The 24,089-nt window shown below is 64.4% G+C and carries 27 protein-coding genes, 1 tRNA gene and 2 pseudogenes; 16 read left to right on the forward strand and 14 right to left on the reverse strand.

All coding sequences use genetic code 11. The annotated features are described in order from the left end of the window. Positions 1-33: 33 nt before the first annotated feature. Positions 34-1,617, reverse strand: a complete 1,584-nt coding sequence (locus DB708_RS02870) for an LCP family protein (RefSeq protein WP_108920411.1) — start codon at positions 1,615-1,617, stop codon at positions 34-36. Positions 1,618-1,996: 379 nt separating this feature from the next. On the opposite strand from DB708_RS02870, the gene DB708_RS02875 reads away from it, so the two are divergent. Then, the gene (locus DB708_RS02875) at positions 1,997-2,521 is read left to right on the forward strand and encodes a DUF2510 domain-containing protein (protein ID WP_133250969.1); all 525 of its coding nucleotides are present in this window, start codon (positions 1,997-1,999) and stop codon (positions 2,519-2,521) included. A 23-nt stretch (positions 2,522-2,544) separates the two neighbouring features. Here the strand turns inward: DB708_RS02875 and DB708_RS02880 are convergent, their stop codons facing one another. Next, positions 2,545-2,751 carry a hypothetical protein gene (locus DB708_RS02880; protein WP_372510766.1) on the reverse strand — a complete coding sequence of 69 codons (207 nt, stop codon included), beginning with the start codon at positions 2,749-2,751 and terminating at the stop codon, positions 2,545-2,547. A gap of 120 nt (positions 2,752-2,871) precedes the next feature. On the opposite strand from DB708_RS02880, the gene DB708_RS02885 reads away from it, so the two are divergent. Both DB708_RS02885 and DB708_RS02890 read left to right on the forward strand, forming a co-directional pair. Continuing rightward, positions 2,872-4,020 carry a TDT family transporter gene (locus DB708_RS02885; protein ID WP_108920414.1) on the forward strand — a complete coding sequence of 383 codons (1,149 nt, stop codon included), beginning with the start codon at positions 2,872-2,874 and terminating at the stop codon, positions 4,018-4,020. A gap of 86 nt (positions 4,021-4,106) precedes the next feature. Next, positions 4,107-5,333 (forward strand): alkyl sulfatase dimerization domain-containing protein, encoded by a 1,227-nt coding sequence (locus DB708_RS02890; protein ID WP_108920415.1) that lies wholly within the window; start codon positions 4,107-4,109, stop codon positions 5,331-5,333. Between the two features lie 56 nt (positions 5,334-5,389). Here DB708_RS02890 and DB708_RS02895 read toward each other — a convergent pair. The 3 genes and pseudogenes from DB708_RS02895 to DB708_RS02905 form a co-directional block, all read right to left on the reverse strand. After that, a pseudogene (locus DB708_RS02895) lies at positions 5,390-6,073 on the reverse strand (flavin monoamine oxidase family protein); the annotation flags it as partial. Positions 6,074-6,088: 15 nt separating this feature from the next. Then, the gene (locus DB708_RS02900) at positions 6,089-6,337 is read right to left on the reverse strand and encodes a hypothetical protein (protein ID WP_108920417.1); all 249 of its coding nucleotides are present in this window, start codon (positions 6,335-6,337) and stop codon (positions 6,089-6,091) included. Between the two features lie 39 nt (positions 6,338-6,376). Further along, positions 6,377-6,877 carry a flavin monoamine oxidase family protein gene (locus tag DB708_RS02905; protein ID WP_108920418.1) on the reverse strand — a complete coding sequence of 167 codons (501 nt, stop codon included), beginning with the start codon at positions 6,875-6,877 and terminating at the stop codon, positions 6,377-6,379. A gap of 261 nt (positions 6,878-7,138) precedes the next feature. Between DB708_RS02905 and DB708_RS27175 the strand changes: the two genes are divergently transcribed. The 8 genes from DB708_RS27175 to DB708_RS02940 all read left to right on the forward strand — a co-directional run bounded on the left by DB708_RS27175 (position 7,139) and on the right by DB708_RS02940 (position 13,777). Next, positions 7,139-7,309 (forward strand): hypothetical protein, encoded by a 171-nt coding sequence (locus DB708_RS27175; protein ID WP_165839709.1) that lies wholly within the window; start codon positions 7,139-7,141, stop codon positions 7,307-7,309. 24 nt (positions 7,310-7,333) lie between these two features. After that, positions 7,334-8,209: an alpha/beta fold hydrolase gene (locus tag DB708_RS02910; RefSeq protein ID WP_201263398.1), complete on the forward strand. Its 876-nt coding sequence runs from the start codon at positions 7,334-7,336 to the stop codon at positions 8,207-8,209. 120 nt (positions 8,210-8,329) lie between these two features. Further along, positions 8,330-8,902, forward strand: coding sequence for a nuclear transport factor 2 family protein (locus DB708_RS02915; RefSeq protein ID WP_108920568.1), 573 nt, complete (start codon positions 8,330-8,332; stop codon positions 8,900-8,902). 56 nt (positions 8,903-8,958) lie between these two features. Next, positions 8,959-9,603, forward strand: a complete 645-nt coding sequence (locus DB708_RS02920; protein WP_108920419.1) for a S1 family peptidase — start codon at positions 8,959-8,961, stop codon at positions 9,601-9,603. Between the two features lie 168 nt (positions 9,604-9,771). Then, positions 9,772-10,236 carry a lipoprotein LpqH gene (locus tag DB708_RS02925; RefSeq protein WP_108920420.1) on the forward strand — a complete coding sequence of 155 codons (465 nt, stop codon included), beginning with the start codon at positions 9,772-9,774 and terminating at the stop codon, positions 10,234-10,236. Positions 10,237-10,287: 51 nt separating this feature from the next. After that, positions 10,288-11,220, forward strand: a complete 933-nt coding sequence (locus DB708_RS27410; protein ID WP_201263399.1) for an MAP_0585 family protein — start codon at positions 10,288-10,290, stop codon at positions 11,218-11,220. Between the two features lie 22 nt (positions 11,221-11,242). Next, on the forward strand, positions 11,243-12,013 hold the full coding sequence (locus DB708_RS02935; protein WP_108920421.1) for an enoyl-CoA hydratase: 771 nt from the start codon (positions 11,243-11,245) through the stop codon (positions 12,011-12,013). 123 nt (positions 12,014-12,136) lie between these two features. Beyond that, positions 12,137-13,777 carry a diflavin oxidoreductase gene (locus tag DB708_RS02940; RefSeq protein WP_108920422.1) on the forward strand — a complete coding sequence of 547 codons (1,641 nt, stop codon included), beginning with the start codon at positions 12,137-12,139 and terminating at the stop codon, positions 13,775-13,777. Here the strand turns inward: DB708_RS02940 and DB708_RS02945 are convergent, their stop codons facing one another. Then, complete coding sequence (locus tag DB708_RS02945) at positions 13,778-14,383, reverse strand: TetR/AcrR family transcriptional regulator (protein WP_235616593.1); 606 nt, start codon at positions 14,381-14,383, stop codon at positions 13,778-13,780. A 72-nt stretch (positions 14,384-14,455) separates the two neighbouring features. On the opposite strand from DB708_RS02945, the gene DB708_RS02950 reads away from it, so the two are divergent. Next, complete coding sequence (locus DB708_RS02950) at positions 14,456-15,871, forward strand: ABC1 kinase family protein (protein WP_201263400.1); 1,416 nt, start codon at positions 14,456-14,458, stop codon at positions 15,869-15,871. Next, positions 15,858-17,048, forward strand: coding sequence for a cytochrome P450 (locus DB708_RS02955; RefSeq protein WP_108920423.1), 1,191 nt, complete (start codon positions 15,858-15,860; stop codon positions 17,046-17,048). The genes DB708_RS02950 and DB708_RS02955 overlap by 14 nt, the downstream gene beginning before the upstream one ends. Positions 17,049-17,055: 7 nt before the next feature. On the opposite strand, the gene DB708_RS02960 is transcribed toward DB708_RS02955, so the two are convergent. The 4 genes from DB708_RS02960 to DB708_RS02975 form a co-directional block, all read right to left on the reverse strand. Next, positions 17,056-17,493, reverse strand: a complete 438-nt coding sequence (locus DB708_RS02960) for an ATP-binding protein (protein ID WP_108920424.1) — start codon at positions 17,491-17,493, stop codon at positions 17,056-17,058. A gap of 98 nt (positions 17,494-17,591) precedes the next feature. Further along, positions 17,592-18,032 carry a response regulator gene (locus DB708_RS02965; protein ID WP_108920425.1) on the reverse strand — a complete coding sequence of 147 codons (441 nt, stop codon included), beginning with the start codon at positions 18,030-18,032 and terminating at the stop codon, positions 17,592-17,594. 103 nt (positions 18,033-18,135) lie between these two features. Continuing rightward, entirely contained in the window at positions 18,136-18,588 is a 453-nt protein-coding gene (locus DB708_RS02970; protein WP_108920426.1) for a hypothetical protein, read from the reverse strand. A 128-nt stretch (positions 18,589-18,716) separates the two neighbouring features. Next, on the reverse strand, positions 18,717-19,022 hold the full coding sequence (locus DB708_RS02975) for a hypothetical protein (RefSeq protein WP_108920427.1): 306 nt from the start codon (positions 19,020-19,022) through the stop codon (positions 18,717-18,719). A 203-nt stretch (positions 19,023-19,225) separates the two neighbouring features. Between DB708_RS02975 and DB708_RS02980 the strand changes: the two genes are divergently transcribed. Then, entirely contained in the window at positions 19,226-20,005 is a 780-nt protein-coding gene (locus DB708_RS02980; RefSeq protein WP_108920572.1) for a DUF732 domain-containing protein, read from the forward strand. 19 nt (positions 20,006-20,024) lie between these two features. On the opposite strand, the gene DB708_RS02985 is transcribed toward DB708_RS02980, so the two are convergent. Together DB708_RS02985 and DB708_RS02990 are read right to left on the reverse strand one after the other, a co-directional pair. After that, positions 20,025-20,096: transfer RNA gene (locus tag DB708_RS02985), tRNA-Thr, on the reverse strand. A 28-nt stretch (positions 20,097-20,124) separates the two neighbouring features. Then, positions 20,125-20,841 carry a hypothetical protein gene (locus DB708_RS02990; protein ID WP_108920428.1) on the reverse strand — a complete coding sequence of 239 codons (717 nt, stop codon included), beginning with the start codon at positions 20,839-20,841 and terminating at the stop codon, positions 20,125-20,127. Positions 20,842-20,999: 158 nt separating this feature from the next. Here DB708_RS02990 and DB708_RS02995 point away from each other — a divergent pair, with 158 nt between their 5' ends. Then, entirely contained in the window at positions 21,000-21,719 is a 720-nt protein-coding gene (locus tag DB708_RS02995; RefSeq protein ID WP_108920429.1) for a response regulator transcription factor, read from the forward strand. A gap of 35 nt (positions 21,720-21,754) precedes the next feature. Next, a pseudogene (locus DB708_RS03000) lies at positions 21,755-23,238 on the forward strand (sensor histidine kinase). On the opposite strand, the gene DB708_RS03005 reads toward DB708_RS03000, so the two are convergent. Beyond that, positions 23,210-23,614 (reverse strand): HIT family protein, encoded by a 405-nt coding sequence (locus DB708_RS03005; RefSeq protein ID WP_108920430.1) that lies wholly within the window; start codon positions 23,612-23,614, stop codon positions 23,210-23,212. The pseudogene DB708_RS03000 and the gene DB708_RS03005 sit on opposite strands and share 29 nt — an antisense overlap. Positions 23,615-23,651: 37 nt before the next feature. After that, complete coding sequence (locus DB708_RS03010) at positions 23,652-24,071, reverse strand: ketosteroid isomerase family protein (RefSeq protein ID WP_108920431.1); 420 nt, start codon at positions 24,069-24,071, stop codon at positions 23,652-23,654. Between the last annotated feature and the right edge of the window lie 18 nt (positions 24,072-24,089).

Genomic DNA, 24,089 nt, shown 5'->3' on the forward strand with positions numbered 1-24,089 from the left:
CGACGACCCGCTACGCGCCGCTTGCGATCGCCGCTAGTTAACGCAGGGCACTCCGCCACCGTCGATCGGCTTGCCCTGGTCGGGCGTCGGGTAGGTGTTGTTGTCGTAGCCGTAATTCGAGCTGCTCGTCTTCTTCGTCGTGGTGGTCGACGACGAAGAGGACGAGGACGAGGACGAATCGTCCATGTACTCGTCGATCGTCGGCATCGAGAAGTTGGTGTCCACCGTCACGCGAACGTGTCCGGGCTCGACACCGGGATCGGCCTGCTTGGGAGCATCCAGGCTGAGCAGATTCGCCACATTCTGCGCGTCGGTTTCGGCGCCGGTGCCGTACTGGATGGACGTCTTGGTCGGATCGAACCAGGTACGGTCGCGGACCATGCCTGGGGTGTAGCCGTACTTCTTCAAGGCACGCGACACCTGGCTGGCCAGACCGCTCATGCTGCCGGCGTTGACCACGTCGACGACGGTGGACGGATTCGGCTTGGCGGCCGTCGTAGGAGACGAGCTGGTCGAGGTGTCGATGCCGATCGCCGCGGCCACCTCAGCCTTGATCGCGCCCGGGTCGACGATGTTGACGTCCTGGCCGCCGATGTTGTCGTAGCGGACCACCGGCAACGTCCGAAACTCCACCTGGTTTGCCGCTGCGCTGCCCGCGATTTCGCCGATCCGGCGGAACATGTTCTCGTCCCAGCCCGCTGAGAGCACGACGTCTTTGCGGGCCACGGCCATCAGGCTCTGCATCCTGCCCAGATTCGAGAAGGTGCCCGAATCCTGTAGCTCACGCATGACCGACGAAATGAAGGCTTGCTGCCGGTGGGTACGGTCCAGGTCGCCGTTGTCGAGGCCGTGACGTTGCCGGACGAAAGCCAGCGCCTCGGAGGCGTCCAGCCGCTGCGGCCCGGCGGGGAAGTCGGCGCCGGAGTAGGAGTCGGAGACGGCGTGGTTGAGGCACACATTGACTCCGCCCAAGCTCTGCGCCAGATCGTAGAAGCCCGCCAAGTTGACCTCGGCGAAGTAGTCGATCGGAACACCGGTCAGGCTTCGCACCGCTCGCAATGTCGCCGCCCGGGCGGCTTCGCGGCCCTTCGTCTCCAGCTCTTTTTGGCTGCTCACCCCCTGGTTGATCAGCTTTTGGGCGACGTACTGCTTGGTCAGACCGTAGGCCTCTTTGATCTTGATGTGGTTGTACCCCGGGACACCGTTGAACGGCACCCAGTCGTCGCGGGGGATTGAGAAGGCGACCACTTTGTTGTCGGCGCTGACGTGTACCAGGATCAGCGTGTTGGTGTTATAGCCGCCGTCATCGGAATCGCCCGCATGCAGCTGCTTGAGGATCGAATTCGGGAGGTCGTTGCCCTCCTGGTCTTTTCGCGAGTCCAGACCGATCAGCAAGATGTTCATGTTGTCGCCGCTGGACCGCGGATCGTCGGGGCTCAGGGCCTGCGAGACGGTGATGCCGCCTAGCGCCCCGTGCGCCACGTAATACCCCGCCCCGGTCATCAGCACCGCCGCCGTGGAGACCAGCGTCATGAATGTCCGCGTTACCCCCCTGCGCAGAGGCGACGTTCGGCGAACGGCTCGATGGCGGCGATGCGCGCCGCCGGAGCGCGCCATCAGAGACCGTGACCCTTAATCCGCGCACCCCTCGATACCGCATCAGCGGTTTGCGGTGATAACGCGAAAAGCATGCGGTCAAGTATGCGTTAGCTTGCTGTGAAGCCCCCAATCGAGACGGCCTGGAAGAGGCCACTGTGGCCCTTCTCACCCCCGGGAATCAGCCGAATCGCCGACGGTAATCTGCCCGTTACCAGCATGTTTTGGCTACGATGCCACGAGCTTCGGACCCGAAGACGTTGCGGGTAGGTCTCAGGGGGAAAACATAACTGTCGAAATCGATCCCAACCCGTCACCGGACGGACACAATGCCGACCCAGAGCCGCCTGAGCACGGCTTACGCCGAATCTGGCAGCGGATCCCACCAGGCCTACGGACGGTGTTACCCCTAGCGGTGTTGGTGGGTGTCGTCGTGGTTGGCTTCTATAACTGGGTGCGGCCGTCGGGGGATGATTGGTCGCGGCTGCCCGACCGACTCGTTTGCCAGGTGCAGTCCGGAACTGTCCCGCCGCCCGCAACAAACGTGGTCTCGGTCGGTGTCAGCCATCCCCGGGCCAACGTGCTAGCGCTCGCGGTCCGATTCGCCGAACCGTTGCCGGCCGCGTCGGCCTACCAACTGACCTACCGTCTCGCCAATAACGGCACCGCGTTCGCCGTGCTGAACCAGCGGCCGGGCAGCGACGACCTGACAATCCGCAGCCTCCGACCCAACGGCTCCGAGATCCGGACGGACCTCGGCGCCCAAGCCAGCCGCACAGCACCCGACACCGTCGAGATGACGCTGGACCTATCGAAATTCGGTATTGACAACGAGTTCGTGACCCCGGCGCTCACGGTTTCATCTGAGCTCGGCGGGCCGGCTGACGAGCCGGTGACTTACGCGTTGCAGATCTGCCATGGTTGACGAAAGCTGTTGTGGCCGAAAGGCTAGCGGACCTTTACCAGGTCTTCGCCGGAATAGTAGAAGATGGGAAGATTCGACCCGGTGATGATTTCCGCAAGGTACACACCGACCGGTTCAACCTCATAGTAGTAGTGGGCGTAGCCGTCCTTGTCCAATGCCGTCGCACACGTCAGGCCCGGTGCACCGCACCTCTGTTTGGTCGGCATCGCGAGCATTGCGATCACCAGCATTACGACGATTCCGACCAAGACGGGGGCTTTTTCACTTTGGGCCTCGTTTGCACCGAGTTCGTCATCGAAGGAGTGTAAGCGCAACATCGAGCAATCTCGGGGAAGTAAGGTCTCACAGCTATGACGCGTGCAATCCCTGAGAACCCGCCGCCGTCGCAAACTCGGGTTGAGGTGCTGGGCAACATCGGGCCCAACTGGTTCGCCTCGGTAATGGGCACCGGCATCGTCGCGATCGGCGGTGCCACGCTACCGATCCACGTGTTGGGGCTGCGCGCATTCGCCGAAGTGGTGTGGGGCATCGCCGCCGCGCTGCTCGTGGTGCTGATCGTCCTGGTCGGTGGTCATTGGCTACGCCACCCGACGGTGGCGCGCGGCCACGCCCGCAATCCGCAGATGGCCCATTTCTACGGGGCCGCGCCGATGGCGCTGATGACCGTCGGTGGCGGAGCGATCGTGGTCGGCAGGGACCTGATCGGCGAGCGCATCGCCGTCGATCTGGACTGGGTGCTGTGGACTGCGGGCACCTTGGGCGGGCTGTTCACCGCGGTCAGCATTCCGTTTCTGATGTTCACCCAGCACGCCGTCGAACCCGATGCCGCCTTCGGCGGGTGGCTGATGCCCGTGGTTCCGCCGATGGTGTCGGCCGCGATGGGTGCCCTACTGATTTCGCATATGGAGGCGGGCACCGGCCGCCAGACCATGCTCTACGGCTGCTATGCGATGTTCGGGTTGTCGTTGCTGGCGTCGTTGAACATCATCGCGATGATCTGGAGCCGGCTGGTTCTGTACGGCACCTCCGGCACCGCGCGGGTGCCGACACTGTGGATCGTGCTGGGCCCCCTTGGCCAATCCATCACGGCCGCAGGGCTTCTCGGCGCGGCCGCGAAGCTGGCCGTCCAGCGTGACGTGGCCGAGGAAATGAACGCGTTCGCAATTCTGTACGGGGTGCCGGTATGGGGCTTCGCCGTGTTGTGGATCGCGCTTGCCACCTCACTCACGGTGCGTACCTTGCGTCATGGGATGCCGTTTGCCCTGACATGGTGGAGCCTGACATTCCCGGTGGGCACCTTCGTGACCGGAACATCGCAACTCGCCGCACACACGCACCTGCCCGCCTTCAAGGTGGCCGCTGCCATCGCTTACTCCGGCCTGCTCTTCACCTGGTTGTTGGTGGCCATCCGCACGGCGCGGGGCAGCCTGCGCGGCAATCTGCTGAAGCTGCCGCCGAGCAGCGCACCGATCAAGGCCAGCAAGGAGCACGTGTCCTGACCGACGAAGCGCCGCGGCGCGAGATGCGCCGTATGTGACGAACAAATATTAGGTTATCGTCGGACCATCCCCACAGGAGGTCGACGATGGCCCAATCGCTGGATGCGCTCGTCAAGCAGGGTAACGGCGACCAGGACGCGGTCGACCTCGGCGATGGAATCTTCATGTCCCGCAACATCGCCAACAGCTACTTGGTGACGACGGCCGACGGTAACTTGTTGATCAATACCGGCACCGACTTCGAGGCAAACGCGATCAAGGAGCGGTTTGCCCGAGCCAGCACGGCGCCGTTGCGGGCGATCACCTTCACCCAGGGCCATCCCGACCATGTCGGCGGATGGGATCTGTTCAACGTGGCCGGGGTCCAGACGATCGCCCAGGCCAACCACCCGGATGTGCGCGAGTACTGGCGACGTCTGCATCCCTTCTATGCCCGGCGAATCACGGCGCTCTGGGGTGCGGTGATGGATGTCGACACAGCGCAGATGAAGCTTCCGCCGGAACCGGTGCTCACAACCACCTTCGTCGACAACCACGCGTTCGAACTCGGTGGGCGATGCTTCGAGCTGTACTCGACACCTGGCGGCGAGACCACCGACGCCCTCGTCGTGTGGATGCCCGAGCATCGCACCGTCTTCGTCGGCAACCTGATGGGGCCGTTCTTCGGCCACGTTCCGAACCTCTACACCTTGCGTGGCGACAAGATTCGGAGCGCGATGACCTTCCTGCACTCGCTGGACCGAGTCATCGCGCTGGCACCCGAAACGCTGATCAACGGACATGAGGTTTTCCGCGGAGCCGACCAGATCCGGCAGACCATGACCAAGGTGCGGGCCGCTACGGCGTACCTGCGCGAGGCAACGATCGAGGGCATGAATGCGGGCGACGACCTCTGGACACTGATGCGCGACGTCAGGCTTCCCCCCGAGCTGGCGCTGCCCCAGGTGCACGGGAAGGTTGCCTGGATCGTGCGTGCGATCTGGGAGGAGCACGTCGGGTGGTTCCGCTACGAGTCCACCACCGAGCTGTATGACACACCGCTGTCGGCGGTTTGGGGAGACATCATCGAATTAACTGGTGGCACAGACGCACTCATTGATCGGGCGCGGATTCATGTCGAGCAAGGGCGGGCACTGCAAGCGTTGCATCTCATCGACATCGTGCTGCACCACTGCCCGCAAGATACCGCGGCTTTGCGGGTGAAAAAGCACGCGCTCGAGTGCCTTCTGGAGAGCAGCGGCCGCGAGAACTTCAGCGAGGTGCAGTGGCTCAAGCAGGCGATAAAGGGCGCCGCGCCGCAGGATTCGGATTAGGCCTGAACCTTTACCACGTCGGAATTATCGTCGACCTCGACACCACAGCGCGGGACCTATTCCGCCGCAAGGGCTTCCTTGGCTGCACGTTCGCCGGATTGCGCTGCACCGCTGACGCAGTGATAGGAGTACGTGGACGTATCGACGCCCGCCCAGTGCACACGTCCAATTGGCTCCCGCACGGCCGGACCGAACCCGGACCCCGTCCAGACGCCGGGTCCCATGCAGCCGGCGAAATCGCCGCGTGTCCATTCGTCCATCGACCAGTTGAACTCGAAGTAGGAATCAGGCTTCGGGTTCTGCGGCAAGATGGCCGGAAACGTGACCCGTTCAGAGAGCTGCGCGCCGTCTGTTCCGAATCGATGCGATATTTCCTTCAGTACCTGCGCCTTAAGTTCGGCCCGGGTCAGCCGATTGAAGTCGCGCGCCCTATCGCCGGCGATGAAAACGCTCATCAGGCCGGGTTTGTCGCTGGTCTCGTCGAACGCGCTTTCCCGCGCATTGGGGCTGTAATCGCCCGCGTAGATCGAGATCGATTCGCCGACCAGCCCGCGCTTGCGCCAGAACGCTTCGTCGTAACAGAGCCAGATCTTCCAGAAGGAACCCGTCGGCACTCGGTGCTGCAGTTGCGCGCGGTCCGGCGGCAGTATCGGATCGAAACCGATGAAGTTCGTCATCGAGATATTCGTCGCGACGACGACGCGGCGCGCCCGCACGCTGACGTTCACCGCGCTGACGGTGACTCCGCTTGCGTCCTAGGAGATCTGGCGCACCGCAGACGCTGTGTGGACGCTTTCCGGGCCTAACTTGGTGACGATCGCGTCGGCAATCTGCCGCATTCCGCCGCGGACGCGATACTGCTGCGCTTGTCCGGGGCTCTGGCCGCTCATGTTGAACAACTTGCTCCGGTAGGTCTTGAGCACGAAAAGCCAGTGCAGTAGTGAGCATGCACCGAGTTCGACGCCCGTGTATCCACGATCGCGGCGCCCAGCAGTGCCGGGCACCCTTGGTGGTGATGTTCAGGTCGAACCACGACTGAACGGTTATCTGGTCGGCTTCGCGCGTAGTGCCGGGTCCCAGGCTGACCGTGAACGGAAACTTGATCTCGGCCACGGTGCCTCGGGATTGACGACCTCCGACATCTTTTCCATGCTGAGGATGGCCTTGCCCAGATCCAATTTCGCGGGCATGGAAATCGGTGGCAGCGCCTTCAGGGGATTGGAATCGTGGGCGTCGTATTCATGGACCTTGTTCGACGAGTCCACGAATATGGTCTTGCCTTGGTCGTACTGCGCATACACCTCGACGCCGAGTTCGTCCATCAGCCGTCGGACGTCGGGCTGCGCCTGCGCGTCGGCCACCCACTGGCCGCCGATCTCGAACAGGGTGCCGTCCGAGAGTTGCGCGCTCCAGGTGCGACCGCCGATGCGCGGTGAGGCCTCGAGCACCGTCACGGAGTGGCCTGCTTGATGAAGGCGGTGGGCCGCGGTCAATCCCGCGTATCCTGCACCGACGACGCAGAAATCGGCTTCAAGCTCAGGCATCGCTGTCCTCTCGCCGCGTGAGAGTCGACCGGAACTCTACGCGCCGTCGGTAGTTGGCGGGCGAAGTTTTCCGATCTTACTGGCAAATGCTGACGCGTGCGTAAATACAAGGCGCCCAACGTTTTGCGACTATGCCGGCGACGCGTGGCCCGACAGCGTTTTAGTACACCGGCTCGGCGGGTAGGCAAGGTTGAACCGATCCGAGGGGTAACCGTCAAGCGCGGACATAAAACTCGGCTCGTCGAGGAATGGAGGTAGCGCATGCGCGCTGAAGAAGGCGACGAATCGGTCGAGGATTACGCCCGAGAAGGAAAGCAAACGCACGACAAGATCAAGGAAGTCCAGCGACCGGGAAGCCCCTTGGGGCGTGTCGTGGCGCGGGTCGCCAAGTTCTTTCGCGGCGAACATGATTCCCCAGGTGGCACCGGCTGAGCGAGGTGGTCTTACGATCTCTTGATGACGACTGCTCCTGAACAGTTCTCCACCTCAGGGATGGGTGGCGTCCGCATCGTCGCCGACCGCCAGGGCGATCCGCTGTCGCGGGCCGTGGTGTTTTTGCACGGCGGCGGCCAGACCCGGCGCTCGTGGGGCCGGGCGGCCGCGGCAGTGGCCAAACGCGGCTGGCAAGCGGTCACGATCGATCTGCGGGGTCATGGTGAATCCGACTGGTCGAGCGAAGGCGACTACCGCGTGGTCAGCTTTGCCGCCGACGTCCAAGAGGTGCTGCGGGGCCTGCCCGAAAAGCCGGTGCTGGTGGGCGCCTCGCTGGGCGGATTCACCTCGATGCTGCTGGCCGGGGAGATCTCGCCCGGCATCGCCAGTGCCGTCGTTCTCGTCGACATCGTGCCCAATATGGAGCAATCAGGGGCGAATCGCATTCACAACTTCATGGCCGACCGCGTGGAATCGGGATTCGCCTCACTCGAAGAAGTTGCCGACGCGATCGCCGAATACAACCCGCACCGGCCCAGGCCTACCGATCTGGACGGGCTGACGACGAACCTGCGTCGCCGGGGGGATCGTTGGTATTGGCACTGGGATCCCCAATTCATAAGCGGCACTGCGGCTTTTCCGCCATTCGAGGTCACCGACGCGGAGCGCATGCATATCGCCGTCGAGGCGATTCTGCGCAGCGGTGTGCCGATGCTCCTGATTCGTGGCCAAGTGAGCGACCTGGTCAGCCAGGAGCGTGCCGACGAATTTCTCGCACGCTTTCCTCAGGTCGAGTTCACCGACGTGCGCGGTGCCGGACACATGGTGGCCGGCGATCGAAACGACGTCTTCGCGGGCGCCGTTCTGGATTTCTTGTCCCGCCACGTTGACGGGGGCTAACGCCGGGCTGTTTTGCGAACTGCGCCTAGGTCGTTGTGTTGACCCGCCCTGTTCCCTAATATTTGTTCCGATAGACCACAGCCGGCGTCGCAGCGTTGGCACAACCGAATGGAACAGCCGATGACGACCGACGTCGAATTGCGCGACCGGGTGGCCCGCCTCGAGGCTCGAGCCGAGATCTTCGACTGTGTGCAGCGCTACGCGCGGGGGATCGACCGACGTGACCGGGTGCTGTTGCGGTCGGCCTATCACGACGACGCGATCGACGATCACATCGGATTTGTGGGCCCCGCAGAGGATTTCATCGACTGGGCGTTCGCCTACCACTCCACGCAGACGCGGCACCAGCACTATCTGCTCAACCACACGTCGGAAGTCGACGGCGACGAGGCGCACGCCGAGACCTACTACCTGTTCGTCGGGACAGACTGCGAACCGGCCAACCACATGACCATCTCCGGCGGCCGCTACATCGACCGCCTCGAGCGACGTGACGGCCGCTGGGCGATCGTGGACCGGGTGTGTATCGCCGAGTGGATCGTCGACTCGACGAATCTGATCAGCGAGGAAGTCGTCGCGATGCTCACCGGCGTCAAGGGCGCCGCACGCGACCGCAGCGACCCCTCCTACACCCGCCCGCTGAAGGCGGCGCGGGCTAGCACAGACACCACAGCATTCCGTTCGCCGCTCTGACCTGCGTCAAGCCGCACACGGGCTGGTAGCATCCTGGCCCGACAAAGGAGAGCGGCGTGGGTATAGCGCGGTTGCGGGGGTTGGGCCTGTTCGTCGCGGTGGCGACGGTGGCGACGGTGTTTGCGAATACGGCTGCGGCTGACGTGCCGCCGACGCCGGGCGTGCAGGTCGATGATGAAAGTGGCCGGTGCACGGCGGGTTTCGCGGCGCAGGGCAACGATGGCGACTACTACTTGCTGACCAGCGGGCACTGCGACGCGCACGACGGGTCGGTTTGGACTTACGGCGAGAGCGTCCCGCTCGGGACCATCACCGCCAGTGAGAAAGAAGGCGACAAGCGCGACGCCGCGATAATCCGGCTGGTGCCCGCCGTCGGCGAGCCCGCCGGTGGTGTCGGGGCCAAGCCGGTTCGGGATGTGTTGGGCCGCAACCAGATTAAGATGGGCATGCCGTTCTGTAAGTTGGGTGCGGTCACGGCGGAGACCTGCGGCACCATCACCGGCATCGACGGCAACGTGGTCGAAGCCAGCGTCTTCAGTCTGAATGGCGACAGTGGCAGTCCCGGCTACGTGGTGAACGACGACGGCACCGTCAGTGCCGTCGGCATCCTGATGTCCTCGCCGGACGGTGACGACAACACCACGTACTTCACTCTCGTGCAGCCGCTGCTGGGCAAGTGGGGAATACACATTCTGCCCTGACGCACGCTCAGCAAAGGCCGCGTCAGAGCGGTGGTTTCGTCGAGGTGGGTATTGGGTACAAGCCGCTGCGGTGTCTTGCCTACGGATGGGCGGGGACCGGTAGGGTCCGTAGGTGTTGACAGAGGCGAACGCGAAGGTAGCGGCACCAGCAACACGAAGGAGCGGGCGTTGAAGCGTGGGATCGTGATCGGCGCAGCTAGCGTGGCCATGGTGGTCGCGAGCTGCGTCGGCTGTTCGAGCAACAAGTCCAACACCGGCGCGTCGAGCACGGCAGCAGCGCCGTCCGGCCCGCAGGTCATCGTCGACGGCCAGAAACAGAACGTGAGTGGTCCGGTCACTTGCGCGCCGGCCGGCGACAACATCAACATCGGAATCGGTGACGCCAGCGCCGGTGTGGGTGCGGTAATCAGCAACGCCAACCCGCCCATCGTTCATGCGGTCGGGCTGGGCAGCGTCAACGGCGTCGCGTTCGGATATTCCGATGCCGCGCCGAACCAAGGCAGCAACGCTGGGGCCGCGGTGGACGGCAAGACCTACGCGATCAAGGGCACCGCGACCGGTACCGACATGACCAATCCGGAGCAGCCGCAGACGGTGACCAAGCCTTTCGAGATAGACCTGACCTGCCCGTGATGCGGGCCAACCAGACGTCGTCGGGGTAGAAGCCCCAGAGGGGACGCAGTTATGTCTAGGAAGCGTGTCAGCGCGGTGGCGCTCGCGATGGGACTCAGCATCTCGGCGTTGAACCCGGGGTTCGCGAGTGCCTTCCCACTCGACCCGCCGCCTTGCCCGGGTGGCGAGTGCCGCGGCGGCCCCGGCGGGCCGCATAGCCCGCAGGCGCCGGAGACCACCGCCCCGCCCGCGACCTCTGCAGCGCCCGCAACGACCGCGGCGCCCGCAACGACCGCGGCGCCACAGACTACGGCCGCACCGCAGACCACCGAGCCGCCGAGTCCGCAAACCACGGCGCCACAAACCACGGCGCCGCAAACCACCGCGAGTGCGCCGACCACGACCGCGCCGGCCACCCCGACCACGACGCCGCCGGCGACCCAGACGACGACACCGGCCGAGCAGACCACGACTCCGCCGAGTTCGCACACGACAACGCCGGCCGAACAAACCACCACGGCACCGAGCGCGCAGACCACGACGCCCGCCGGCAGCCAAACGACGTCGCCGTCCGGACAGCGGCCGACCCGGACCGTCGTGGCGCCGAGCACTCAGCCCCCGCACGAGCCGTACCAGCCGCGCGGTACCTATCTGACGGCCAGCGCCGACATCGGCGGTCCGATGGACTCGAACGTGGGCTTCAGCATTGTCGGCCACGGTGCGCCGCCTCCGCCGCCGCCGCGGGGCTGGGGCTGGAACGACGGCCCGCCTCCGGGCCACCCGCCGCCACACTGGCAGGGTCCGCCGCCTCCGGGCGGCTGGAACGGGCCGCCACCTCCCGGTGGCTGGAACCGCCCATGGGCCGGGCCGCCGCGCGATGTGGTTTATGCGCGCAGCAACTTCTCGCCGTTCGCCTACAACACCTTCACCGTCGTCCCGGTCTTCAACTGGCAGTTCGGCGGTTGGGGCTACTGGTTCTTCGGTGTGTGGATCCCGCTTTACTGACGGCGACCGGGACATCCCTTAGTTGGAAAGACGATTCGTCAGGCTGGGCCGCGACGGCGGCCTGGTCACCGTCGAGTTGATCAACTCCAAGACGCTCAACATCCTGGGTAGCGGCGCCATCGGAGAACTGACCGACGCCTTCCACGCGATCGGCCAAGACGGCGACGTCCGCGTCGTGGTGCTTCGCGGGGCGGGTGAGAAGGCGTTCATCGGTGGCGCCGACATCAACGAGATGGTCGCCCTGGACCGGTCCACCGGTGAGGTTTTCATCCGTCGGCTCGCGGCCTTGTGTGAGGCGATCCGCGATTGCCCCGTGCCCGTCATCGCCCGGCTTGCGGGTTGGTGCCTCGGCGGTGGACTGGAAGTCGCGATCTCGTGTGATCTGCGAATCGCGGAGCCGGGGGCCAAATTCGGCATGCCGGAAGTGGCCGTCGGAATCCCATCGGTGATCCATTCGGCCCTGTTGCCCGCGCTGATCGGGGCGTCGCATTCGGCCTGGCTCTTGCTCACCGGCGAAACGATCGACGCCGAGACGGCGGCCGGCTGGGGGCTGGTGCATGAGGTCGTCGCCGCCGAGGAACTCGACGGCCGCATCGCCGAACTCACCACGAGACTCGGTGGATTCGGCACGTCCGCGGTTCGCCAACAAAAGCGCCTACTCAACAAATGGTTCGACATGACCGTGCACGGGGCGATCGAGGACAGCATCGAGCAGTTCGGTCTGTCATTCCTGACGGGGGAGCCGCAGCAACACATGCAGGCGTTCCTGTCCCGTAAGAGCGGCGAAAGTTAGTCTCGGCATCCGCTGACCGCGTGAACGCGCGGCCAGGGTTGTTGCGGCGCTAGCCAGGCAAAACTAAGGTAAGCCTAAGCTTAGGGACGCGAAGCCTCGCGCGCGACAACAACGGGAGCGATCATGACTTCTCAACCCGAATTCTCGCTGGTCGTCGGCTTCGGCAGTGACATGGGCAATGCCGAAGACGCCGCCATGTCGTTCGCCGAAGCAGCCGAGGAATCTCTCGGTGTCAGCGCCACGGCTATCGAACTCAACCAGATCGAACTGGCCGATCTGCAATCCGCGTCCCACTTCATCGTCGTGTGTTCGACGTGGGGCGAGGGCGAGTTCCCGGACAACGCCTCCTTGTTCTGGGAGGCGATCAACGCCGGCGGCGCCGAGCGGCTCGAACATTTGAGGTTCGCGGTGCTTGCCCTCGGCGACACGGGATACGAGCTGTTCTGCAACGCTGGGCGCCTGCTTGACGAGCGGCTGGAGGCCCTGGGCGGCATCCGGCTGGTGGAACGTGTCGACGTCGACGGCGTCTATACCCAGGCGGCCGAGGCGTGGACGGACGATCTGGTCAAGCTGCTGTCCGCCGACCACACCGAACCCGCCCCCGCGGCTGTCATCAGCGCACCGGAGCCACGTGCGGCCGACACCGCTGAGCCGGCACGCCGGGATCGCAGTCATCCGCTTTTCGAAGCCCGAATCGCGGTCAACCGACTGCTCACCACGACCGAGTCAGACAAGGAGGTCCGCCACTATGAGATGGACCTCTTCGGATCCGGGATCGCCTACCGCACAGGCGATTCGATCGCCGTGCATGCCAGCAACGATCCAATCCTGGTCGACGAGATCCTGAGCCAGCTCGGTGTGGGGCCCGAACACGCGGTGGCCGGCTATGACGAGCGGCTCGGCACGCTGCTCGCCGAACACCTCGAGATCCGGACACCGTCGCGGGCCCTGCAGACACTGGTCGCCTCCCGAACTCCTGACGCGGCCGCGGCAAGCGCGCCGGGCGGCGACATCGTTGCCGCACCGGGCTCGTGGTGGTACGGCAAGGACGTGCTCGACCTGATCAGGCTGGGCGAGCTGACGATCGATGAAGTCGTCGACACCCTGCGTCCTCTTCAGTCGCGCGACTACTCGATCGCGTCGAGCCCCCTGGTGTATCCCGACCACGTGCACCTTACGGTGGCGACGGTGCGCTACACGGTCGGCGATCGTCGGCATGGCGGCGTGGCCTCGACGTTCCTGGCGGAGCGTGGTGAGGCGGTACGGGTACAGCTGCGCCCCAATCATTCGTTTCGGCTGCCGGCGGCCGACGTGCCGATCATCATGATCGGCCCCGGTACCGGCATCGCGCCGTTCCGTGGCTTTTTGCAGGAACGACAGGCTGTCGGCGCATCCGGTCGCTCGTGGCTGTTTTTCGGGGATCGGCGGCGCCGCTGCGATTTCCTCTACGACGACGAGCTCGGTGCCTTCATCCGCTGCGGCACGCTGACCCGACTTGACCTGGCTTTCTCCCGCGATGGAGCGGTCGGCGACCCGAAACAGTATGTCCAGCAACGTATGTGGGAGAACTCAGCGGAGATCTTCCGCTGGCTGCAGGACGGCGCGTATGTGTACGTGTGCGGTGACGCCGAACGAATGGCCAAGGATGTCGACGCGGCACTGCGTGGCATCGTGGCCCGCTGCGGCGGGATGGACGATGCCGCCGCGCACGCCTATGTCAACGACCTGATGAAGAACCACCGCTATCTGCGCGACGTCTACTGACTAGTCGCCGCTGATCGTTTGGATGCGGGCGCCCAGGACCTCGGTCCACTCGGCGAGGTAGGGGTCGTCGGCGACCTGTGCCTCCGGCTGGTGAAACAGGTTGGTGGCAAAGCGCGCGCCGAGGATGCCGTTGACGCCGAGCGCAGCCAAGACTGTGGCCTGTTCTTGAGTCATTGCGGGCGCCCAGGTGGTAATCCACTCTGCCAGTTCGGTATTGAGTGTATCGACAAGCGCGGCGTAGGCGGTATCGAGGCGAGCGGAGCGGCCCGCCGAAGTGCGAGCGGCGATCTGCAGCAGTTCGATCTCCTCGTCGACTACGGAGAGCAGGTACCTGCCCAGGACGGTCAACTCGGCGTGCATGTCGCCAAGGCCGGCGAATAGCGCGCGGATGTCGCGCATGGCGCTGCGACGGTCCAGCTGGCGATCGATGCCCGCGTTCAGCAGCTCTTCTTTGGATTTGAAGTGGTGATACAGGGCTCCCGAGCCGGCGGCCAACCCGGCGGCGGCTTCGATCTGGGAGACGCTGGTGGCATCGAATCCCTTGGCGCTGAAAAGCCGCATCGCCTCGCCGACCAGCCGGTCCCGTGTTGACGTGGGTGTGGTCATTGACGCCTCCAAAGTGATCACTTACCTTGTACAAGGTACCACTTACAAGGCAGGGTTTGGTGGAAGGGCCAGATGCCGCATCAGGACAGCCCGCTCCCGCAGGGTCGGGTCCGCCGCACCATGCCATTGGTGGGCTTCACCGCGAGGGCTGCCGGGGGCCGACTGGTCGCGGGGTTGCGCCGGCGAGCGGGCGACGACGGGGCTGTCGAGCGCTTTCACGAGCGCACGGCCGAGCGCTACACCGAACTGCTCGGGCACTCCAAGGGCGTCCTGATGAAGCTCGGCCAGATCATGTCGATGATCGACACCCGTGCGCTGGGCACCGGCGGGTTCTGGCCTTATCAGAAAGCCATGAGCCGGCTGCAGGCCGACGCCCCGCCGATGCATCCCGACCTGGTTCGTGAGGTCCTCGATGCCGAACTCGGTTCAGCCGTCAACCAGTTCGCCGAGTTCACCGATGAGCCGATGGCCGCCGCGTCGATCGGTCAGGTGCATCGCGCCGTCCTGCACGACGGTCGCCAGGTTGCCGTCAAGATCCAGTATCCCGGTGTGGGCCAGGCCATCCGCGACGATCTGGCCAATACGGAGTTGCTGGCGACGTTTGTGCGTTTCTTCATGTCGGCGTCGGGAGTGAAGCCGGATGTCCGGTCGGTGGCGCGCGAGGCGGCGCGGCGGATCTCCGAAGAGATTGACTATCGTCACGAGGCAACCAGCATCACGGCCTTCGGTGAACTCTATCGAGGTCACCCGTTCATCCGAATTCCCGATGTCATTTCCGGCGCGTCCACCGATCGGGTTTTGACGATGACCTACCTCGACGGGATGGACTGGGCGCAAGCACAACAGGCCGATCAGGACCTGAAAAACAGCTGGGCCGAGGCCATCCTGCGTTTCAGCCAGGGCAGTTTCCGGCACGCGAATCTGCTGCACGCCGACCCTCATCCGGGCAACTACCGGTTCAACTCCGACGGCACCGTTGGCTTTCTGGACTACGGCTGCGTGAAGGTTCTGCCCGAACGGCAGCGCTGGCTCTGGGTCGCCATGGTCCGCGCCTTGATCGAGCGCCGCGAGCACGACTACCGCGACCTGATGGTGCAGGCCGGCTTCCTCGCTACCGACTCCGACCTGACCGCCGATGAGCTACACCTCTGGCAGTCGGAGATGCTCTACGAGGTCATCGCGGCACCCCAGCCGGCCACCTATACGCCCGAGACGATGGCGCGCACCATGCACGGGTTGCTGAACCTTCGTAACGGCGACCATCCGCTGAACCGCATGAGCGCGCCCGACGATTACGTCTTCAGCCCCCGCCTCCAGTTCGCCATATTCAGTGTGTGCGTTGGCCTTTGTGCTACGTTGCCGGCCCGGTCGATCATCGACGACATGGACGGCGTAGTGAAGCCGAACACCGAGATGGGCAAGCTGCACCACGCCTGGGTCCGCCAGCGCAGACTTCCATCGGCATTGGACCACCATGACCATCCCTGACTTTCAGGTGCCGGAGCGGCTGCCGTGGGATGCGGCCGACCCCTATTCCTACTACGAGCTTCGACGCCGTGACGGTGACGTGGTCTGGGATCACGGGATGGGGGCCTGGCTAATACTCGGATATCACTCCGTGCAACAGATCCTCGGAGGGGACGGCTGGACGAGTAGCCCGTTGGCGAACGTCAACACCCGGGATGTCTTTCGGGCTGTGGATCGAGATATGTTGCGCAGCAATATCTTGTTCACCGATGACGTGGACCATCAACGGCTGCGCGATTCAGTTCGCGACGTCTTCACCCGCTCCTTTGTCGCCGGTCTCCACGAGGGCATCGAGGCGATCGCCACTGAAACGATCGACCGCATACCCACCGGAGTCGAGTTCGACTTCATGACCGAAATCGCGTCGCCGCTACCGATCGCCGTCGTCGCGGCCTGGATGGGCCTCGATGTCGACACGGCACGTTTGATCGGTGACGAGTCTCCGGCCATCGGCGCAATGATCAGTGATATCGCAGACACCGGCGCAGTCGAAGCCGGAACGGCGGCGTTCGCGACACTGCTCGCCGAGCTTCTCCCGCTGGCGGCCGACCGCCGCCGCACGCACCGCCGCGACGACCTACTCGGATTTATCGCCGCCGACCCGAACCTCGAACTCGAGGACGTCGTCACCACGGCGGTGATCATCCTCGTGGCTGGGCATGGAACAACAGCAAACCTGCTGGGCGCGGCGATGATTCGCCTCCTGAAGCCCGGCCCTACCGGTGTTCGTCTCGTGGACACCGTCGACACGGTCGACGATCGACTTGTCAGCGAGTTGCTGCGCCTTGACGGGCCCGTCCAAGTCGTCGGCCGCACCGCCACGCGTGACCAGGACGTGGGCGGCGTCGCCATCCATGCGGGGGAGGTGGCCTACGCGGTCATCGGCGCCGCCAACCGCGATCCGGAGGTCTTCAGCTGGCCCAGAAGACTGCGGATAGATCGCCCCGGGCCTGCCCCGCTGGCATTCGGCTACGGGTCGCACTATTGCCTCGGCGCCGCGCTCGCCCGGCTTGAAATCGCCGTGGCGTTGCAACACATCCTGGCGCGACGGCCCGCACTCCGTGGCGAGCCGAAATGGCAGGAGACTCCAGCCATCCGGGGGCCGGCGCAGCTGATGATTTCCTTTGAAGGTGCCTAGGTCAATGCTATTGGCTTGCAGAGTAATCAAGGCACACGGTGGTGCCGTCGGGGCGAGCGTTGATGGTGCAGTGGTCCGCCAAGGCATGCATCAACATGATGCCCCGGGACGCGCGAGGGTCGTGGGGTTTGCACGGTGAGCGCCGATGCCAAGTTCCGCGATCGCTGACGCACACGCTGATGGTCTGCGCGGCCGGGTCGTAGCCGGCCCGCAGTGTCATAGTGCCGATCGTGTCTTGAGCGCGGTACGCGTGTTCGACGCAGTTGGCGAGCGCCTCGTTGACGCCGAGGATGATGTCCTCGCCGACGTCCGCCGATGCCTGCGGCACCTCTTGAAGCCAGCTCTGCAGGGTATGGCGCAACTTGTACGCAGTAGTGGCGTCGGCTGCGCCCCCGCAACGTAGCGGGCCCGGTGCGGTCGAATCTGTTTGAAGCTCCACACTCATAAGCTTTCGCATACCCCGTCGATCCTGGAAAAAACCAGGGCCGCGTTTCGCTTCAGCGACAGATCATCACACGCCGCGAAACCTGCTGGCAGGCAAGGCTAGCGGCGTGACGGTAGCCGCACGATCTGGACAAAGAAGTTGTCGATCTGCCGAATGGCGGCCATGTACCGATCGAGGTCGACTGGCTTGGTGACGTAGGCATTGGCATGCAGGTTGTAGCTGCGCAAGACGTCCTCTTGTAACGACGACGTGGTGAGCACCACGACCGGGATGTCTTGCAGTTCAGGGTCTGATTTGATGGTTTCCAAGACGTGGCGGCCGTCGAATTTGGGTAGATTGAGATCCAGCAAAATGAGATCGGGGCGTGGCGCATTGCGGAATTCACCGCGGCGGTAGAGGAAATCCAAACCCTCTGCGCCATCGCGGGCCACATGGAGCTGGTTGGCGATCTTGTGGTGCTCGAACGCTTCTCGTGTGATCAGTTCATCACCTGGGTCGTCTTCGACAAGCAGCACGTCTATCGGATAGGCCGAAGTCATTGCTGGGCTTCACCTTTCGGGCGTGGCGACTCTTGAGGAGTTTGCCGTGAAAAGTGGAGTACCCCTATTCGCTAGGCGCCAATCTGACTGTGGCGCTTAGCTACTAGCTGGCAATGGCATCCATCGGCGGGCCGTCACCATGTCCCAAATTGTGGTTGGTCAGGCTGGTGGCAAAGGTTCGGCCATCATGGACGGTCCCGACAATGTCGACTGCATCATTTACCATGAAATATGAAGTGGCGGTGACGGGGTGGCTGGAACCGCCGGTGACTACGGTGGTGTCAGGGGTAAGGAAGTAGGTTTGGATGTACCCGCTGGCGCTGATCGCGGTTACCGAGTCCGCGGACACCGCGATCAGGATTCCCTCCTGACTCACCGGCTGGGGAGCCGCCGCCGTCGGTATCGCTGAAGTCACATGGTCAGGTGCCGTTGGCTTTTCGGTGTCGATCACCCATGCTGCGAAGCTCGCCGCGCACAGAATGGAAATGGGGGCGGCGCCGTAGACGAGTGATCGGCGTTGGCTGCGCGATCCGGCCAGTCGGTGTTTGGCCCGCACAATTAGTCCCCTCTTTTCCCAACATGGAACCGACGGGCCCGGGGCCCACCGAATCAGCTGCATTAGGTGGGGAGTTACCCGACGCGCCGTGCGGGTAAACCCGGCGCTATGCCCAAGGCGTGGATCGATCAGCTCGCGTTGAGCGTCGGACAATCGTCGTAGCGAGCGGCATCGATGTATGCGTCGGCGCGCTCTGCTGCTTCGTCGTCGCCTAGCCCGGTCAGCTCGGAATTGTTCGCATTTTCCGCAGTGTTCACGATCTGGCGGCGTGACCAACCCTGCGCCAGGGCGGCGCATATTGTCTTTTCCGTCTGGTTGCGATGGTTGGGCCAGTCGGGAAGGAAGATGACGGCGTCGGCGTGAGCCGTAGCGATTGCGTCAGGCATTGCAGCCAGCGGAATCATCAGCGCCAATGCAGAAAGCAACTTCTTCATGGCGGGTCATGCTAGGGGCGTTAACCGAGAGTTAACTGTGTTGTCACTGTGTGGGTGTTTTGTGAATGACGCTGCATTGCGACGTGGTTGAGCGTGGCGTGGCCAGCGGGAATGTAACCGCGTGCCTCACCGCCATCAGCCGGTGTTGCAACGGTGTCGACCAGGACTTGTCACAATCTCGTGACACTCGCAAACTGGATGATGTGCGGGACCGCGAGGCGATCGAGTCAGAATTGCGGCGGATCGCTGCGCAGGGCGGTCAGCCGTCGTCTCGCGAGGCCGACAAACTGCTCGACGAGCTGCTGGCCCACAGCTCGGGGACGCCTCTTCCCGACGCGGCGTCGCCCGACGAAATCGTGTACGTCCCCGACTCCTGGTTGCGCGAGCCCAAAACCGACAAAACCACGCCGCGCCGGACTAAGGGCGCGCGCCGCCGCTTGAGCCTTTTCGCGGCGTTGCCGCTATCTCTGATAGCCGTGTTCGCAGCGGTGGTGGTGATGTTCGCGGCGCACCACCAGAGTTCGCCGGAGCAGTCGGCGGAAACCCCGCCGTCGGCCGTGCCGCCCAAACCACCCGTGCCGACCAAACCGCCCGCTCCGAAACCGCTTGCTCCGCGGATTGACATGGTCGACATGGTGTTCATCGCCACGCTGAAGCAGGAAGGTATACCGGTTCCGAGCCAGGAATACGTGATGGCCCAAGGGCACGCGGTCTGCGACTTCCTGGCGCGCCAACCTAATTTGGCGGAGGCGGTCGGATTCGTGCAGCGATCGTCGATATGGGACGCCAATCAAAGCGCCGACGTCACCGCGGGCGCCATCGTCTCGTACTGCCCGCAGTCTCGACCGTCCATGGCGGACGAGGTGCCCGCGTATCAGAACACTCTCTCCGATATGCAGGCCATCGAAGGAAAACTGCAAGGCATCCAAGACGATCTGCACGGTATCCAGGGAGGGCTGGACGGCCTTCCCGGCCACCCGTAAACACCGTCTCAGATTTCGGAGCCCCCTGTCAGGATTGAACTGACGACCTTTCGCTTACAAGGCGAGTGCTCTACCACTGAGCTAAGGAGGCCGGGTAAATCGGCTGCCAGCCTAACGGGTCACGAGTCGCTGTCGATGATGCGCTGTGAGGTCACCGGACGCGACACGGAGCGCCGGCGTCCGGGTAGCGGGATGCGTTCGGCGATGCTGCTCAACGGGTTGACCACCATGGTGAGTGCCGTGACGGCATCCTGCAGAGTCGCGATGGCGGGCTCTAGCGCCTCCATTCCGGGTGTCAACCGCGCCAGGGTGTCGGCAACGTCGGCGAGCTGATCCAACGGACCGTGCTTGGCGGTGAGCTTGTCGATCAGACCACCTTCGGCAAGCAGCCGGTCCGCCAAACCATCCTCGGCCAGCACCCGTTCGATCAGCCCATCCTCGGACAGCAGCTGATCGGCCAGCCCGCCGGGCTGCAGCGCGCGCTTCAGGCCGCCGCCGTCGGCGGTCAGGCGGTCGACCAGCCCGTCCTCCGACATCAACAGGTCGACCACGCCGCCCGGGCGTAGTAGCCGGTCGAGCGGCCCGTCGGCCGCCATCGCGCGTCCCAGCGGCGCATCGTCGTCCATCATTCTGGCCAGGCGGTTGGCCCGATTGATCGTCTCGTCGAGCCCGAGCATGGAAGTGACGGCGTTGGTACGCGTTTGTCCGCCCTCGCCCAACGATCGCTTCGCCACCCCGACTGCCGCGCTCGCGAGGTTCAGGCTCGCTTCCGCAGCCGCAAGGCCGACCCGCGCGGGCGTCGTCGCGACGGCAACCATGCTTCTGGCGAGATCCATAGCCCGAGTCTATGCACGACGCGCCCCCGGAAAACTGGGACCGGTCCAAGCTGATGCGATGATTCCTGGCAGACTACTAGCAGAGTCTTGCTACCGAGCTCCCAGGTTTTACACAATGACTGCAAAGCAAACGTTCAACCAAGGGCGGATATAGGCAGATGACAGCGGCAAGCCAAGGCGAAACCAAACCGGAGGCACGTGTCCTCGTTGTTGACGACGAAGTCAATATCGTCGAGTTGCTCTCCGTGAGTCTGAAGTTCCAGGGATTCGAGGTCGCCACGGCTACCAACGGGGCTCAAGCTCTGGACCGCGCGCGTGAAGCGCGGCCCGACGCGGTGATCCTGGACGTGATGATGCCCGGGATGGACGGCTTCGGGGCGCTGCGCCGACTGCGTGCCGATGGCATCGACGCCCCGGCCTTGTTCCTGACGGCCCGCGACTCCCTGCAGGACAAGATCGCCGGCCTGACGTTGGGCGGCGACGACTACGTGACGAAGCCGTTCAGCCTGGAGGAGGTCGTCGCACGGCTGCGGGTCATCTTGCGGCGGGCCGGCAAGGGGAGCACCGAAACACACAACGCCCGCCTGACGTTCGCCGACATCGAGTTGGACGAAGAGACCCATGAAGTGTGGAAGGCCGGCGAACCAGTGTCGTTGTCGCCCACCGAATTCACGCTGCTGCGTTACTTCGTGATCAACGCGGGCACGGTATTGAGCAAGCCAAAAATCCTCGACCACGTGTGGCGCTACGACTTCGGTGGCGACGTGAACGTCGTCGAGTCCTATGTGTCGTATCTGCGTCGCAAGATCGATACTGGGGACAAGCGGCTGCTGCACACTCTGCGCGGGGTGGGCTATGTTCTGCGGGAGCCGCGCTGAGCACGCACTCGGCAACTCGGCGAAAGTAGTAATCGGTGGCGACGAAAACGGAAACGGCCACCCAGGTTCGGCGTGGACTGCCCCTGAGGGTGGGGCTGGTCGCGGCCACCCTGGTCTTGGTGGCCTGCGGTCTGGCGGCCTCGGGCATCATGGTCACTTCGATCCTGCGACACAGTCTGATCAGCCGAATCGACCAGACGCTGCTGGAGGCATCCCGCGGCTGGGCCTCGGCACCGCGGCGGCAGTTGACGGAGTCCTCCTACGAAGGCCCGGACCCGGGCCGGCCCCCGTCGAAGTACTACGTGCGCGGCGTCGGCACCGACGGCAAACCGTTCACGGCCATCAACGACCGCAACGCCGAACCGGCGCTGCCACCCGACAACGACGTCGGCCCCAACCCGACGACCCTGCCCTCGATCCACGGCTCCGACATCCAGTGGCGCGCGGTGACGGTACGCGGGCCCAACGGCTTGACAACCGTCGCGATCGACCTGTCTGACGTCCAGCACACGGTGCGGTCACTGGTGTGGTTGCAGTTCGGCATCGGGGTTGCGGTGCTGGTCGTGGTTGGGATCGCGGGCTTCGCGGTGGTACACCGCAGCCTGCGGCCGCTGATCGAGGTCGAACAGACTGCTGCCGCGATCGCGGCGGGGCAACTGGATCGTCGTGTCCCAGAACGTGATCCCCGAACCGAAGTGGGCCGACTTTCGTTGGCGCTCAACGGAATGCTCACCCAGATTCAGCAAGCGCTGGCGTCCTCGGAGTCCTCGGCCGAGACGGCCCGCGGCTCGGAGGACCGGATGCGCCGGTTCATCACAGACGCCAGCCACGAATTGCGCACCCCGCTGACCACCATTCGCGGGTTCGCCGAACTGTATCGGCAGGGCGCGGCGCGCGACGTAGCGATGCTGCTATCGCGCATCGAAAGCGAAGCCAGCCGGATGGGCTTGCTGGTCGACGACTTGCTGCTATTGGCGCGGCTCGACGTGCAACGCCCGCTGGAACACCATCGCGTCGACTTGCTGGCGCTGGCCAGCGACGCCGTGCACGACGGGCAGGCGATCGACCCCAAGCGATCCATCACGATGGAAGTTCTCGACGGCCCCGGCACCCCCGAGGTGCTCGGTGACGAGCCCCGGATCCGTCAGGTGCTGAGCAACCTGGTGGCCAATGCTTTGCAGCACACCCCGGCAACCGCGGACGTCATCGTCCGGGTCGGCACCTCGGGTGACGACGCGGTGGTCGAAGTCGCCGACAAGGGCCCCGGCATGAGTCAGCAGGATGCGTCACGGGTGTTCGAGCGGTTCTATCGCACCGACTCGTCCCGCGCCCGGGCCAGCGGTGGTACCGGACTGGGGCTGTCCATCGTCGACTCGTTGGTGCAGGCGCATGGCGGCAACGTGACCGTGCGCACCGCACCGGGGGAGGGCTGCTGCTTTCGCGTCAGCCTGCCGCGCGTCAGTGACGTACCCGCCCAGGTCGGCTGAGGCCTACGCCAGCTGCTCCAGCGCCGCCTTGATCCTGGCCTGCGCTTGATCGAGCGACTCCGCCGACGGGTTGCGGTCGACGTTGGCGAATCCGAAGTCGCTCAGGCTGCGGGTGGGGAACACGTGGACATGCAAGTGCGGCACCTCCAGCCCGGCGATGATCAGGCCGGCACGTTCGGCGTGGAACGCCTTGCACACGGCCTTGCCGATCAGCTGGCTCACCGACATCACGCGACCGAACGCTGCGCTGTCGACGGCTTGCCACTGATCGATCTCGGCGCGCGGCACCACCAGCGTGTGCCCTTGCGTCATTGGCTCAATCGTCAGGAATGCGACGACGTCGTCGTCCTCATAAACGAATCGGCCGGGTAGTTCACGGTTAATGATCTTGGTGAAGATCGACGCCATGACCCCAGCATAGGTTCGGCGATCGGACGACCCGGAGTCAGTCCTGCTGGCCGAACTCCATGACGTCGAGGTTCCAGTACCCACGCATGTTGGTGATCAGGCCCGCTTCGTTGACCTTGTAGGTGAACACGCCGCGCACCTTGCTGGTGATGCCGCCCTCAAACTTGCTCTGCAGCACCAGAATATGAGCGATCTCGTCGGGTGTGCTCGATGGGAAGGTCTCCTCACAGGTGATCGTCAGCTGGTTCTTGGCGATGTTGCTGTCGAAGAACTCGCCGACGGCCGCCTTGCCGCGCACACCGGTTCCGTCCGGGTTGGTGACGGACTTACCGATCGGGTCCTCGATGACAACATCGTCGGTCATCAGTGCCAGCCAGCCGTCCCGGTCTTTGCCTTGGGCGCAGCGCCACGACGACTGCGACGCGGTCAGTGCCGGGGATTGGGCAGTTTGGGTCATGGTTCTCTTCTCCTGTCA

It is taken from the genome of Mycobacterium montefiorense, assembly GCF_003112775.1.
Taxonomy (GTDB): Bacteria; Actinomycetota; Actinomycetes; order Mycobacteriales; family Mycobacteriaceae; genus Mycobacterium; species Mycobacterium montefiorense.

What these genes read in the sequence shown, in the direction of transcription:
- DB708_RS02905 (WP_108920418.1), bottom strand. Translation starts at nt 6,877, where the DNA reads ATGCCTGAGCTTGAAGCCGATTTCTGCGTCGTCGGTGCAGGATACGCG.
- DB708_RS27175 (WP_165839709.1), top strand. Translation starts at nt 7,139, where the DNA reads ATGCGCGCTGAAGAAGGCGACGAATCGGTCGAGGATTACGCCCGAGAA.
- DB708_RS02990 (WP_108920428.1), bottom strand. Translation starts at nt 20,841, where the DNA reads ATGGATCTCGCCAGAAGCATGGTTGCCGTCGCGACGACGCCCGCGCGG.
- DB708_RS02910 (WP_201263398.1), top strand. Translation starts at nt 7,334, where the DNA reads ATGACGACTGCTCCTGAACAGTTCTCCACCTCAGGGATGGGTGGCGTC.
- DB708_RS02880 (WP_372510766.1), bottom strand. Translation starts at nt 2,751, where the DNA reads ATGCTGGTGATCGCAATGCTCGCGATGCCGACCAAACAGAGGTGCGGT.
- DB708_RS02960 (WP_108920424.1), bottom strand. Translation starts at nt 17,493, where the DNA reads ATGAGTGTGGAGCTTCAAACAGATTCGACCGCACCGGGCCCGCTACGT.
- DB708_RS02965 (WP_108920425.1), bottom strand. Translation starts at nt 18,032, where the DNA reads ATGACTTCGGCCTATCCGATAGACGTGCTGCTTGTCGAAGACGACCCA.
- DB708_RS02975 (WP_108920427.1), bottom strand. Translation starts at nt 19,022, where the DNA reads ATGAAGAAGTTGCTTTCTGCATTGGCGCTGATGATTCCGCTGGCTGCA.
- DB708_RS02915 (WP_108920568.1), top strand. Translation starts at nt 8,330, where the DNA reads ATGACGACCGACGTCGAATTGCGCGACCGGGTGGCCCGCCTCGAGGCT.
- DB708_RS02955 (WP_108920423.1), top strand. Translation starts at nt 15,858, where the DNA reads ATGACCATCCCTGACTTTCAGGTGCCGGAGCGGCTGCCGTGGGATGCG.
- DB708_RS02945 (WP_235616593.1), bottom strand. Translation starts at nt 14,383, where the DNA reads ATGACCACACCCACGTCAACACGGGACCGGCTGGTCGGCGAGGCGATG.
- DB708_RS02890 (WP_108920415.1), top strand. Translation starts at nt 4,107, where the DNA reads ATGGCCCAATCGCTGGATGCGCTCGTCAAGCAGGGTAACGGCGACCAG.
- DB708_RS02870 (WP_108920411.1), bottom strand. Translation starts at nt 1,617, where the DNA reads ATGGCGCGCTCCGGCGGCGCGCATCGCCGCCATCGAGCCGTTCGCCGA.
- DB708_RS03005 (WP_108920430.1), bottom strand. Translation starts at nt 23,614, where the DNA reads ATGGCGTCGATCTTCACCAAGATCATTAACCGTGAACTACCCGGCCGA.
- DB708_RS02995 (WP_108920429.1), top strand. Translation starts at nt 21,000, where the DNA reads ATGACAGCGGCAAGCCAAGGCGAAACCAAACCGGAGGCACGTGTCCTC.
- DB708_RS02950 (WP_201263400.1), top strand. Translation starts at nt 14,456, where the DNA reads ATGCCGCATCAGGACAGCCCGCTCCCGCAGGGTCGGGTCCGCCGCACC.
- DB708_RS27410 (WP_201263399.1), top strand. Translation starts at nt 10,288, where the DNA reads ATGTCTAGGAAGCGTGTCAGCGCGGTGGCGCTCGCGATGGGACTCAGC.
- DB708_RS03010 (WP_108920431.1), bottom strand. Translation starts at nt 24,071, where the DNA reads ATGACCCAAACTGCCCAATCCCCGGCACTGACCGCGTCGCAGTCGTCG.
- DB708_RS02940 (WP_108920422.1), top strand. Translation starts at nt 12,137, where the DNA reads ATGACTTCTCAACCCGAATTCTCGCTGGTCGTCGGCTTCGGCAGTGAC.
- DB708_RS02885 (WP_108920414.1), top strand. Translation starts at nt 2,872, where the DNA reads ATGACGCGTGCAATCCCTGAGAACCCGCCGCCGTCGCAAACTCGGGTT.